Annotated in this window: 10 protein-coding genes; 7 read left to right on the forward strand and 3 right to left on the reverse strand. The window is 60.5% G+C overall.

Annotated features, from left to right (window positions below; all coding sequences use genetic code 11):
- Complete coding sequence (locus ACR3EL_RS09480) at nucleotides 1-3,138, forward strand: efflux RND transporter permease subunit (protein WP_170338998.1); 3,138 nt, start codon at nucleotides 1-3, stop codon at nucleotides 3,136-3,138.
- A 58-nt stretch (nucleotides 3,139-3,196) separates the two neighbouring features.
- Here ACR3EL_RS09480 and glpD read toward each other — a convergent pair whose 3' ends face one another.
- Nucleotides 3,197-4,789: a glycerol-3-phosphate dehydrogenase gene (glpD, locus tag ACR3EL_RS09485; RefSeq protein WP_170338999.1), complete on the reverse strand. Its 1,593-nt coding sequence runs from the start codon at nucleotides 4,787-4,789 to the stop codon at nucleotides 3,197-3,199.
- Nucleotides 4,790-5,008: 219 nt separating this feature from the next.
- On the opposite strand from glpD, the gene ACR3EL_RS09490 reads away from it, so the two are divergent.
- The 6 genes from ACR3EL_RS09490 to ACR3EL_RS09515 all read left to right on the forward strand — a co-directional run bounded on the left by ACR3EL_RS09490 (nucleotide 5,009) and on the right by ACR3EL_RS09515 (nucleotide 9,774).
- Nucleotides 5,009-5,770, forward strand: coding sequence for a DeoR/GlpR family DNA-binding transcription regulator (locus ACR3EL_RS09490; protein ID WP_170339001.1), 762 nt, complete (start codon nucleotides 5,009-5,011; stop codon nucleotides 5,768-5,770).
- A gap of 110 nt (nucleotides 5,771-5,880) precedes the next feature.
- Nucleotides 5,881-6,036 carry a DUF5993 family protein gene (locus tag ACR3EL_RS09495; RefSeq protein WP_170339565.1) on the forward strand — a complete coding sequence of 52 codons (156 nt, stop codon included), beginning with the start codon at nucleotides 5,881-5,883 and terminating at the stop codon, nucleotides 6,034-6,036.
- Between the two features lie 12 nt (nucleotides 6,037-6,048).
- Nucleotides 6,049-6,618, forward strand: coding sequence for a disulfide bond formation protein B (locus tag ACR3EL_RS09500; protein WP_170339003.1), 570 nt, complete (start codon nucleotides 6,049-6,051; stop codon nucleotides 6,616-6,618).
- Nucleotides 6,619-6,652: 34 nt separating this feature from the next.
- Nucleotides 6,653-7,012: a DUF3302 domain-containing protein gene (locus tag ACR3EL_RS09505; RefSeq protein WP_093961840.1), complete on the forward strand. Its 360-nt coding sequence runs from the start codon at nucleotides 6,653-6,655 to the stop codon at nucleotides 7,010-7,012.
- Between the two features lie 21 nt (nucleotides 7,013-7,033).
- Nucleotides 7,034-8,179 carry an HlyD family secretion protein gene (locus ACR3EL_RS09510; RefSeq protein WP_170339005.1) on the forward strand — a complete coding sequence of 382 codons (1,146 nt, stop codon included), beginning with the start codon at nucleotides 7,034-7,036 and terminating at the stop codon, nucleotides 8,177-8,179.
- Between the two features lie 2 nt (nucleotides 8,180-8,181).
- Nucleotides 8,182-9,774 carry an efflux transporter outer membrane subunit gene (locus ACR3EL_RS09515; protein WP_480721361.1) on the forward strand — a complete coding sequence of 531 codons (1,593 nt, stop codon included), beginning with the start codon at nucleotides 8,182-8,184 and terminating at the stop codon, nucleotides 9,772-9,774.
- Nucleotides 9,775-9,777: 3 nt separating this feature from the next.
- Here ACR3EL_RS09515 and mprF read toward each other — a convergent pair whose 3' ends face one another.
- Together mprF and ACR3EL_RS09525 are read right to left on the reverse strand one after the other, a co-directional pair.
- Nucleotides 9,778-12,387, reverse strand: coding sequence for a bifunctional lysylphosphatidylglycerol flippase/synthetase MprF (mprF, locus tag ACR3EL_RS09520; RefSeq protein ID WP_480721363.1), 2,610 nt, complete (start codon nucleotides 12,385-12,387; stop codon nucleotides 9,778-9,780).
- A 101-nt stretch (nucleotides 12,388-12,488) separates the two neighbouring features.
- Nucleotides 12,489-12,917, reverse strand: coding sequence for an Lrp/AsnC family transcriptional regulator (locus ACR3EL_RS09525; RefSeq protein ID WP_093961837.1), 429 nt, complete (start codon nucleotides 12,915-12,917; stop codon nucleotides 12,489-12,491).
- Nucleotides 12,918-12,930 lie beyond the last annotated feature (13 nt).

Raw genomic sequence — 12,930 nt, forward strand, 5'->3', positions numbered from 1 at the left:
ATGTTTTCCGCCCTGTTCATCAGCCGGCCCAAGCTGGCACTTGTGATCTCGCTTGTGCTGACAATCATGGGTGCGATCGGCTACATGGTCCTGCCGGTTGCCCAGTTCCCAGACATTACGCCGCCGGTGGTCAGCGTCACGACGACCTACACCGGCGCCAACGCCGAAACCGTTGAAAACACGGTTGCCGCGCCGATCGAAGCGCAGGTCAACGGCGTGGATGACATGATCTACATGACGTCCACATCCTCGGACAACGGCTCGTATTCGCTGAACATCACCTTCGAGGTGGGCACCGACCCCGACATCGCGTCGGTCAACGTGCAGAACCGTGTGGCACAGGCCATGTCCTCGCTGCCGACCGAAGTTACCTCGTCGGGGGTGGTGACGCAGAAAGCGTCGACCAACATGCTGTTGCTGGTCACGCTGACCTCGCCCAACGGCACCTATGACAGCGTGTTCCTGTCGAACTACGCGTCGATCAACCTCAAGGATGCGCTGGCGCGGGTGCAGGGCGTGGGCAAGGCCGACGTTCTGACCAACCTGGAATACGCGATGCGGATCTGGATGGACCCCGACAAGATGGCCGCCCTGTCCATCACGCCGGGTGACGTGATCTCGGCCATTCGCGAACAGAACATCGAGGTTTCCGCTGGCTCGATCGGTGCCCCGCCGGTGCCCGAAGGCCAGACGTTCCAATACACGATCAAGACCAAGGGACGCCTCACGTCTGCCAAGGAATTCGGCGATATCGTGATCCGCACCGGCGACGCCGGCTCTATCGTACGGGTCCGTGACATTGCGCGCGTCGAACTGGGGGCTCAGTACTATGCCGCCTCCGGTTTATATCAAGCCGTACCTGCCACCGTCATCGGCATCTATCAAGCGCCGGGCGCCAATGCGCTGGCGGTGTCCGATCGGGTTCAGACAGAACTGGAGCGCCTGTCGCGCGCCTTTCCGACGGATGTCGAATACGACGTTCCGTTCAACACCACCGATTTCGTCGAACAATCCCTCAACGACGTGGTATCGACGCTGGTTCTGACCTTCATCCTGGTAATTTCGGTCGTGTTCATCTTCTTGGGCAGTTGGCGGGCGACCATCATTCCGGCGGTGGCGATTCCGGTCTCATTGATCGGGACATTTGCGTTCCTGCTGCTGTTCGGGATGTCGCTCAACACAATCTCGCTTTTCGCACTCGTGCTGGCCATCGGGATCGTGGTAGACGACGCTATTGTGGTCGTCGAAAACGTGGAGCGGATCATCGCCGAGGAAGGCCTGCCGCCGGCCGAAGCGACCCGCAAAGCCATGGGGCAGATTACTGGACCGGTCATCGCGACAACTCTGGTTCTTCTGGCCGTGTTCGTGCCCGTGACCTTCATGCCCGGTATCTCGGGGCGGCTGTACTCACAGTTCGCGGTAACAATCTCGACCGCCGTCGTCATCTCGTCCATCAATGCGCTGACCTTGTCGCCAGCGCTGTGCGGTTTGGTCCTTCAGGCGCGTTCAGGCCCACCCAAGGGTCTGCTGGCGGTGTTCGAGAAATTCATCGGGACGATGCGCGCAGGTTATGTGTCCATCGTGCGCAAGCTGCTGATCGTCCCCGTGGTCTCGCTTGGGATCATCGCGGGCTTTGCCTTTGGCGGCGTGACGATCATGTCGAACACCTCCAGCGGGTTCCTGCCGCTTGAAGACAACGGCTATCTGTTCGTGGACATCCAATTGCCCGACGCGGCCACACTGGAGAGAACCGAGGCGGTATCCAAACGTGTCGATGACCAGATCCGCGAGATTCCGGGCGTGGCGAATACCGTTCTGATCAACGGTTTCTCACTACTGAACGGAACCATCACCAACGGCGCGGCTGTGTTCGTCAACCTCGACAACTGGGATGAACGGCAAGACGAGGATCTGACGGCGGACGCCATCCTGCAGAAAGTACTGGCCATCGCAAACGGCGAATCCGCCGCCTCGATCGTCGCGTTCAACCCGCCGCCGATCCAAGGTCTTGGCATGTCGGCGGGCGTCGAAATGGAGGTTCAGCAAACCGGAGGCGGCTCGCCGCAGGATCTGGCCTCGGCCGTGGGATCCTTTGTCTACGCGGCCAACCAGCGGCCTGAAATCGGCCAAGCCTACACGACTTTCCGGGCCAACGTCCCGCAGCTGTTCGTGGATCTGGATCGGGAAAAGGCAAAAACGCTGAACGTATCGGTCGCCGAAATCTTCCAGACGATGCAGGCTCAGCTTGGCTCGTACTATGTGAACGACTTCAACCTGTTCGGCCGCGTCTATCGCGTGATGATCCAGGCCGAAGGGTCGTATCGCGACAACGTCGAGGACATCTCGAACCTGTATGTCCGCTCGAACACTGGTGAGATGGTCCCGCTGGGAACGCTGATCGACGTCGAAAACGTGCTTGGCCCGGTTCTGCTGAAGCGCCACAACCTGTTCCGTTCCGCGACGGTGACGGCAGTTCCGGCAGAAGGTCTGTCAACGGGTGATGCGATCACCGTGATGACCGAAGAGTCGGCGACCGCCCTACCTCCGGGGTATGCCTTTGAATGGACCGGTACCGCCCAGCAACAGCTGGCATCCGGCGGGCTGGTCGTGGTGATCCTGGGGCTGGCGATCATGTTCGGGTATTTGTTCCTGGTCGGACAATACGAAAGCTGGACGATGCCGGTCTCAATCCTGCTGTCGGTGATCGTGGCCCTGTTCGGCGCGGTTGCGGCGGTGGCGATCGTGGGCAGTGACATCAACCTGTACACGCAGATCGGGATGATCATGCTGGTGGGGCTTGCGTCAAAGAATGGCATCCTGATCGTGGAGTTCGCGATGGAGCAGCGGGCCAAAGGCCTGTCTGTCAAAGACGCCGCCGCCGAGGCTGCTCATCAGCGTTTCCGGGCCGTCATGATGACCGCGCTGTCTTTCCTGTTGGGCGTTGTGCCCCTGCTGGCCGCCAGCGGCGCTGGTGCCGCCAGCCAGAAGGCAATTGGTGTGGCCGTGTTTGGCGGGATGCTCGCCGCGACCCTGTTCGGGGTGATCCTGGTGCCGGTCCTATATGCGGTGATGCAGAGCATGCGAGAGTGGATCAAGGGCACGAACAAGGATCCCGACCCTTCGGAAAAGGCGGCCTGACCGACAGAAAAAAGATACGCCCCGCGAAAACTGCGGGGCGTTTTTCTTTGGTGGGTTATTAAGCGGTTTTCAGTTCTTCCTGACGACGCTTCTGCATCCAGGTCTCGATCTGATCAACCTGCTCGGGCTTCAGGCGCAGTCCCAGTTTGTTTCGACGCCAGATCACATCCTGCGCTGTACGGGCATATTCCTTGTCCATCAGCCATTCGAGCTCACGCTCGGTCAGGGTCGCGCCAAAATCGACGCCCAGATCATCGGCCTGGACCGCGTCCCCGAGGATGATGCGTGCTTCGGTGCCGTACGCATGTACCAGACGGTGCGCCCATTTGTCGGTGAGGAATCCGTAGTCGGCCTTCAACCCGGCAACCAGTGCCTCGACCCCGTCGACCGGGAAATCCCCGCCCGGCAGAGCAACTCCCGCAGTCCAAGGGCCAGACAGGTCTGGGAAGTGCTCGGCCACCTTCTCCATCGCGCTTTCGGCAAGGCGGCGAAAGGTTGTGATCTTGCCACCAAACACGTTGAGGACCGGCGCACCTCCCTCGGCGTCCACTTTCAATGTGTAGTCCCGCGTGGCGGCCGTGGCGCTTTGCGCGCCATCATCATACAGCGGGCGAACACCGGAATAGGTCCAGACAATTTCGTCACGCGAGACCGGCTTCTTGAAGTATTTGGACGCGAAGGCGCACAGATAATCCTGCTCGGCCTCGGTGCAGACGGGCGGCTCGGACGGATCGGGGTGGTCCTGATCAGTGGTCCCGATCAGAGTAAAGTCCTGCTCATAGGGAATGGCGAAGATGATGCGCCCGTCCTCACCTTGGAAGAAGTAGCATTTATCATGGTCGTAGAGGCGCGGCGTCACGATATGGCTGCCGCGCACCAGCCGCACGCCCTCGCGTGAGTTCGAACGGATCTTGGTCCGGATAATGTCTCCAACCCACGGCCCGCCCGCATTGATCAGCATCCGCGCGCGCAGTTCACGGGTTTCACCGCTTTCGCAATCCTGCACGGTGATCCGCCAGACATCTTCGCTGCGTTCGGCCGACAGAACCTTGGTGCCGACCAAGATCCGCGCGCCGCGTGCCGCTGCATCGCGTGCGTTCAAGATCACCAGCCTTGAATCCTCGACCCAGCAATCTGAATACTCGTACGCGGTTTCGAACTTGTCCTGCAGCGGCGCGCCCTCGGGCGCCGTGCGCAGGTCCAATGAACTTGTTCCCGGCAGGATCTTCCGTCCGCCCAGGTTGTCATACATGAACAGCCCCAAACGGATCAGCCAAGCAGGCCTGCGCCCCTTCATCCACGGCATGACCGTCCCCAACAGGCGCGACGTGGGCGTTTCAGAGTCAAACCGCATGTCCGGGTGATAAGGCAGAACGAACCGCATCGGCCAACTGATATGCGGCATGGCACGCAATAGCGTTTCACGTTCGATCAGGGCCTCGCGGACCAAGCGGAACTCGAAATACTCCAGATAGCGCAGCCCTCCGTGAAACAGCTTGGTCGAGGCTGACGAGGTGGCCGAGGCCAGATCGTTCATCTCGGCGAGCGTGACGCTCAACCCGCGCCCTGCGGCGTCGCGCGCGATGCCGCAGCCATTGATGCCGCCACCGATGATGAAAAGATCGGTGATCTGGGTGTCCGGCTGTTTCATGGTCTGATGATTCCGTTTGCAAAAGGGTCGCCCGCATTAACGCGACAGGCACTCGTTTAGTCAATTTTGTTTTTCGTTTTTGTTCGCTTTGTCGCATCTCGCACAACTTGATCGTCGTTGACCTCTAGTTCCTTGGATGTCAAAGCAAGAAAACATCGGGCTTGCGCCCGATGCTAAAAAAGAACAAAAACGAACAACGCCAAACCCGCGGAGCCGAATATGTCCCTGTCCTTTCGCCAATCCGACATCCTGAGCCTTGCCAAGCAAAACGGGCGCGTCGCGGTCGAGGATCTGGCCGAGCGGTTCAATGTCACCGTCCAGACCATTCGTCGGGACCTGTCGGAACTGTCCGATGCCGGGATGCTGGACCGCGTTCACGGCGGCGCGGTTCTGAGGTCGGGCGTTTCGAATATCGGTTACGAAGACCGCCGCGGATTGAACGACGAAGCAAAGACCCGCATTGCCAAAAGATGTGCCGCCGACATACCGGACGGGGCATCGGTGTTCATGAACATCGGCACCTCGACCGAGGCCGTGGCGCGGCAACTTCTGAGCCACAAGAACCTGATGGTCGTGACCAACAATATGAACGTGGCCAACATTCTGGTCGAAAACCCCGAATGCGAGATCGTGGTCGCTGGTGGTGTGCTGCGCCGCTCCGATGGTGGCCTGATCGGAAACCTGACCGTTTCGACCATTCGCCAGTTCAAGTTTGACTACGCGGTCATAGGGTGTTCTGCGTTGGATGACGAAGGCGATCTGCTGGATTTCGATTTTCAGGAAGTGAATGTCAGCCAGACGATCATCGCGCAGGCGCGGCATACCAGCCTTGTTGCAGACCACTCGAAATTCCAGCGCTCGGCTCCGGCCCGCATCACGTCATTGTCCGAAATCGACACGTTCTACACAGACGCTCCCGTCACATCCGAACTGGCGGCGCGCTGCCGCGAATGGCAGACCCAATTGGTGGTGTGCGGCTAGGGTTCGCTCGCACATAAGGCGAACGGCCGACACCGAAACTTGCCAGATGGCAGCGGGCCTGACAGTATCACCACTACTGCAATCGTTGCACGGGAGGGGAGGACCGAGCCATGATCGCGCTTTTATTTGCGTTACTTACAGCCGTTATGGCGCTGAATTACTTTGGACGGACAAAAGCCGGGAACGTGGTTTTCTTTCTCACGCTGGCGTTGAGCGTCTATTGGCTCAAGTTTCACGCCACAAGCCAGCTGACAATACAGTTGTAGAAAGGGACGATCATGACACCTGAACTGTCCCGTACTCTGAATGCCCTTGGAATGCTGGCCGTCAGCCTTGTTCTGCTGCTGGCCTATGTCTACCAGCTCAAGCTGTACGAACTACCCTGCCCGCTCTGCCTGTTGCAGCGAGTTGGCTTCGTTGCGGTTGGTGTCGGTCTGGGCCTGAACCTGCTTTATGGCCCGCGGCCCCAACACTATGCGATCATGCTGATTGCAGCCCTCTACGGCGGCAGCGTGTCGGTGCGGCAGATCCTTCTGCACATCGTGCCGGGAACCGGGCACTATGGCTCTCCGGTGTTGGGCCTGCACTACTATACCTGGGCGGCCATCTGCTTTTTCCTGATCCTGTTGGGCACAGCGATCATGCTGATGTTCGAGAAACAGTATGTCTCGGACACGCGCGCGGAACCACGCTTTGGCGGCAGCACATTGGCAAAGGTCGCGTTCTTCATCATGCTGGGTCTTGCGGTGCTGAACGCCGGTTCGACGCTGTTGGAATGCGGTCCGGGCATCTGCGCCGACCCGCCGACCAGCTACAAATTGATTGACGAACTGGACACCAACAACTGAGGATGGGGCAACCGTCCAGACAGGAGGCGCGACGATGGGACTACTGGGGCAGCCGCTGGGCTATTATGACTACCTGACATTCGTCGCGCTGATCCTGCTGCTGGCGGCGGTCATGGCCTTGTTTCTGTTCATCATGGGCCTGCCCGGCCGCATCGCAATCAAACGGAACCACCCCCATGCCGAAGCCGTCAAACTGATGGGATGGATGGGGTTTCTGGCGATCATCCCCTGGGTGCACGCCTTCATCTGGGCCTATCATGATGGCATGACCGTGGACATCCGCCGCCTGCCCGAGGGCGAGCGCGAAGCGATCCGCAAGGAAATCGAGCGCCTTGGCGGACAGGTCAAGGACGAATACCGGGCCCCTGCTGCCGACGACCCACAGAAAACCTGACGCCGAAGGAAATCCACCACTATGTTCGTCGCCCTCGGCATCACGCTTTTCTACATCATTTTTGTCTGGTTCATTTTCTTCAAAGCACAATGGCTCAAGTTCAACATTGTCTGGGGGATCGTGTCGTTCTGGGTTGGCGCCCATCTGCTGCTGATCTTTCTGGTCGCGCTGCGGTTCTTCCAACCCTTCTCGATCGACAGCCACGTGGTGCGGTCCACCATCCAGATCGTCCCGAAACTGACCCAACCGACCATCCTGACCGAGGTCTTGGTCGAACCCAACACGCCCATCACCAAGGGCGATCCGCTGTACCGGTTCGATGACACGGTGTTCAAGCTGGCCGTCGAGAACGCGCAAGCGCAACTGGTGGCTGCCGAGCAAAACGCCAAGATCCTTGAACAGGACGTGATCGCCTCGACCGAGGCGGTGGAGCGTGCCAATGCCCAGCTGGCCTACGCGATGACGCAGAAGGCGCGCTATGAAAACCTGGTGCCTGCCGGGGGCGCGCGTCAGGACGAACTGGACCGCTGGAACGAACAAGTGACCGAAGATCAGGCTGCGGTCAAACAGGCTGAGGCCAATCTTAGAAAAGCGCAACTTGCGCAGGAGTCACAGATCGACGGAGTGAACACCGGTATCCTTCAGGCCAAGGCGCAGCTGGCCGAAGCGCAGTATTTCCTCGACAATACAACGATCTACGCTCCTGAAAACGGTATGATCGTCTCGCAACAGGCCCGTCCCGGCCTTGTGGTGGGTGATATCCGACTTGGGGCCATCGCCAGCTTCGTGACCGAGGATTCTCCCTATATCCTGGCCACATACCGTCAGCAGAACCTGAAATTCGTCGAACCCGGTCAGCCCGTCGAAGTCGCGCTGGATCTTTATCCGGGTGAAATTCTGACCGGCAAGGTCGAGGCCATCTGGTGGGCCACACGGCAAGGGCAATACCTGCCCTCTGGCCGCCTGCCCGGGTTCGAGCTGCCCAAAATTCCCGGGCGCATCGCGGTGCAGATTTCGGTCGACGTACCCGAAGGGCATACCTTCCCCGCTGGCGGGCACGCGGCAGTGGCCATCTACACGGGACAAGGCAAAAGCTTCGAGTTTTTGCGCCGCATCAACATCCGCCTCTATTCCTTCGCCAACTTCATCCGACCGTTGGATATCTGAGCATGACACACATGAACCCGGACCGTCCGCGCAGGCCACGAAACCGCCGCCGCATGTTGATCGGCACCGCGCTGAGCGCCGCATTGCTGTTTGCCTGCACCCCGGTCGGGCCGGATTTCGTGCGGCCCAACTCGCCGGTCGTGAAACAGTGGATGGAGGCCAACAGCCCCAGCGCCAGCCAGGCCAGCGGGCTGACATCGCGCAGCGCCCCTGTGGTCAAATGGTGGCAGAGCTTCAATGATCCGACCCTGAACAAGCTGGTGGCCGAGGCCTATGCCCAGAACCTGACCCTTCAGGTCGCAGGCGCGCGCGTGTTGCAGGCCCGCGCGCAACTGGGCATCGCCTTCGGCGAGCTCTATCCGCAATCTCAGGCCGTGGGCGGCGCGTTGGAGCGGCGCCGGATCAGCGACAATCTCGGTCCCATCGCAGACATCAACCGCATCATTCCGCTGGATACCGAGTTCTCGACGTCGCAGGTGGGATTTGACGCCCAGTGGGAACTGGACGTCTGGGGGGCGCAGCGGCGCGGGGTGCAGGCGGCGCGGTCGAACCTGGCGCTACAGGTCGCCAACTATGACGACGCGCTGGTGACGCTGACGGGCGATGTGGCCGCGCTGTACATCAACATCCGCGCGCTGCAGGAGTCGCTGGCCGTCGCGCGCGAGAACATCAAGCTGCAGCAGGAAGCCAATGATCTGACCCAGTTGCGGTTCACCAATGGTGTGACGACGGAATTGGATGTGCAGGAGTCCACCGCCCTGCTGAACAACACCAAGGCGCTGGTGCCGACATTGGAAAGCGATTTGCAGCAGGCCAAGAACGCGCTGGCGGTTCTGCTGGGCACGACACCGTCGCGCATGACCGGCCTTCTGGGAACGTCAGGGCGAATTCCGTCAGCAAGATCGAACGTGGCTGTCGGCGTTCCGGCCGAACTGCTGCGTCGCCGCCCCGACGTTCGCGCGGCCGAACTGGCCGCAGCCACGCAATCTGCGCAGGTGGGCATTGCCATGGCGGACCTGTATCCGCAGTTCATCCTGTCGGGCTCGATCGGCCTGCAGGCGTCGGGCGGGCGCGACCTGTTCAGCTCGAACAGCACCACGGGTCTGGCCAGCGCCGGCGTGGTCTGGAACGTTCTGAACTATGGGCGGATCAAGAACAACGTGCGCGCGCAAGACGCCGCCTATCAGGCGCTGATCGCCAACTATCAGAACACCGTGCTGACCGCCTATTCCGAGGTCGAAAGCGCCATGGTCGCCTATGCCCAGGCGCGCAAGCAGGTGACGTTCTACCAACGCAGCGTCGACGCAGCGCGCAAGGCTGCCGACATCGCCGTCAGCCAGTATCGCGACGGCATCGCCGACTATTCCCGCGTGTTGAACACGCAGACCGCGCTTCTGCGCTCGCAAGCCAACCTGATCGAGGCGCGCCAGCAGGTGTCGTCGAATCTGGTCGCGGTCTACAAAGGTCTGGGCGGGGGCTGGCAGATCCGTCAGAACCAGGAGTTCCTGCCGGAAACCGTACTGGCCGAGATGTCCTATCGCACCGATTGGGGGGACCTGCTGCAGCAGGACCCAACACGGGCAAGTCTGAACTAAGCGCTATTTCGTCAGGCCCGTCAGGCCGCCCGAGATCAGGATGTTCACCTCGTACAGGATGCGCGGCGCGGCCAGACCGCCTGGGCTGGCCAGATAGTTGGGGCTCCACTCCGGGTCGAACTTTTGCTTGAAGGCGCGCAGCCCCTCGAAGTGATAGAACTGCTCGCCGTGCTCGTAGACGAAGCCGCCGATCCGGTTCCAGAGCGAGGCGAGTTGCCGGTTCTCGATCCCGGAAAACGGCGCGGCCCCCAATGAGAACCAATGGAACCCTTGGCCGGCGCCCCAGTTCATCATCTCGGCGAACAGAGCGTCCATGACAAAGCTGGGGCAGTCGGGCTCGTACCGCATCAGATCCAGCGACAATTCCGACTTGTTGCCGCCCTGAAACAGGTTGGCGAAAGCCACGATCTTGCCTGTTTCGCCGTTCTTCAGAACCGCATGATCGAAATAGGACAAATACTGCTCGTCGAACCCGCCCAGGGCAAAACCCTTTTCCGCGCCCGCCTTGCCTTCCAGCCAGTGATCCGAGATCTGGCGCAGCTCGGGCAGGACTGGTGCTAGCTGTTCTTTGGGAATGATCTCGAAGACATATCCTTCACGCTCGGCCCGGTTCCGGGCCTGACGGAACCGCTTGCGGGATTTGCCGTCCAGCGTGAAGTCCTTCAGCGGAACGCGGGCGACTTCACCGATCTTGAGGATCGACAGCCCGAGGTCCAGAAACGTAGGCAGATACTTGGTGGACACGCTGTAAAATGCGCAGAGCTTGCCTTCGGCATCGGCCATTTCGCGCAACTGCCAAATCAGCTGCTGGCCGGCGGCCTCATCGCCGACAGGCTCGCCCTTGCTGATCAACGCGTTGCCGGAATCGGCATAGGCCAGAAAGGCGCTTTCATCTGGCGCGATCAGGAACTGTTTGTCGCCGGTCAGGCTGATCTGCGCCTCGGTGTCTTCGCTGGCAAGCGACAAACGTTCGACCGCCGCAGGGATTTCGGTGCGTTGACGTGCGGGGATGGTGCGTCCGAACAGCGAGTTCACGGCCACCACCCCGACGATGACCGCCACCACCATGCTGGAGCGCAGGAACCGCGAGGCATCGCCATTCCATGCAAACTCCCACCACAACGCATTTTCGTATTCGACATGGGAATAGGCGAACAACCCGATCCAGAAGATCACCGCCAGCAACGCGATCAGGCTGACCAGCCAGGGAATGTTCAGTCGGAAGATAGAGGCGCCGCTTACCCGGTAGAAAGCCCCCCGAAACAGGGCCAACAAACCGATGGCTGCAAGCATTCCGACGGCCTCATGCGTATCCAGCCCCTTGGCCAGTGACGCAAAGAACCCGGCCAGCATCAGGATCATGGCAACGATCCATGCCCGGTACAGCTTGCGGTACAGCCCCCGCGCCACAAGCAGCAGCAGAACACCGATGGCGCTTCCGGCCAGATGCGATGCCTCGACGAAGGACAGGGGCAAAAACTCGCGCAGGATTCCCAGCTTCGTCGAGCTGGCCGGCAAGGTGCCAGACACCAGAAGAACCACACCGGCCACTGCCGCGATACCGGCAGCCACCATCGGCACGATTGGCCGGACGGCCCGGTAAAACCAGGTGGCCGCACCGCTGATGTGATGCCGGTGTGCCAGCGCCGAAGCGACGGCGATCGACAGGCTTGCGATGGCAAATGGCAAAAACGTGTAGACAACCCGGTAGAGCAGCAAGGCGGCAATCACGTCCGACCGTCCCGAGGCCCCCAGCCCTGCGATCAAAGTGGCCTCGAACACACCGATTCCGCCCGGCGCATGGCTGAGAATCCCAACTGCGATTGCGCAGATATAAATGGTGAAGAAATACGGATAACCGACGCCTAGATCGTCGGGCATCAAAACATAAAGAGCCATCGACGCGCCGAACAGATCCCCGATTGCTGCCAGTGTTAAAAGGCTGGCCAACTTGCCTCCGGGCAGATCAAATCCCACTCCGCCAAAGGCCAGCCGACGCCCGCCTTTGGCCAGCCATACAAACAGAACCAGCAGACCGACCAGCAGGGCAACCCCGATGACCGTTTCAAGCGTTCCACTGATCGGCAGCGCTTGGGCGATCCCGTCTGGATGAAGCGTCATCATTCCGCCGAGGATCAGGATGAGGCCCATCCAGAAAGCCACCCATGATGTGGCGATCACACCAGCGACCCGTCCCAGATCCAACCCCAGAGACGCGTAGATCCGATAGCGGATCGCAGTGCCCGTGATGTACGAAAATCCGAGGCAATTCGACACCGCATAGCCGCTGGCCCCGGCCATGGCCGCAATGCGAAGCGGGACCGTTCCCCCGGCCACGCTCTGCACGGCGAAGACGTCATAGAAGGACAGAGACAGAAAACTGAAGGCCGTCCAGAACACTGCAAGGAACATCACCCGCCAGGACGTTCCGGTAATGTCAGATTGCACATCCGACCATTTCACATGGCTCGACAGGTCGTGCAGCACCGTCAACGCGATCAGCGTTATCACAACAGGTATCGCCAACCTGACGATCGGCTGCTCCAACAGACCGGTCACCCGGGCAATCAGGATCTCCGCCCGCGAGTTTTCGCCTGGGTCTGCTGTGCTCATATTGATTTCCCTGCCCATGGGCTTGATCAAGCCTGCGGGAAAACTCTTGCACAAATCGTTTGGTATTCAAAGCTATGCCGCGCCGGTGAATGGCGGGCGGTTCAAAAGCGGCCTTTTCGAGTGGACAGAAGCAGATTGGTCTCGGAGCGGGTCACGCCTTCGATGCGGCGGATCTGGAACAGAACCTCGTCCAGTTCGGCCAGCGTCTCGGTCCCGATCTCGGCGATCAGGTCCCATCCGCCATTGGTGGAATGCACCGCCCGCACTTGCCGCATGGCTGCGATCCGGGCCATGATGCGCTCGGTCCCGCGCCCTTCGATTTCCAGCATCATCAGCCCGCGCACCGGGCTTTGCGCGACGTCCCGACGGGTCAGGACGGTAAAGCCCACAATCTCACCCGATTGCTTGAGCCGCTGCAGCCGGCTGCGCACGGTCGTCCGCGTTACACCCAGCACTTCTGCAAGCTCTGACAGGGACGCGCGAGCGTCTCGGTGAAGGGCGCTGAGCAAGCGGCTGTCCAGATCGTCCATTTCGTGTTTCCAA

Source organism: Ruegeria sp. BJ3 (assembly GCF_056535665.1).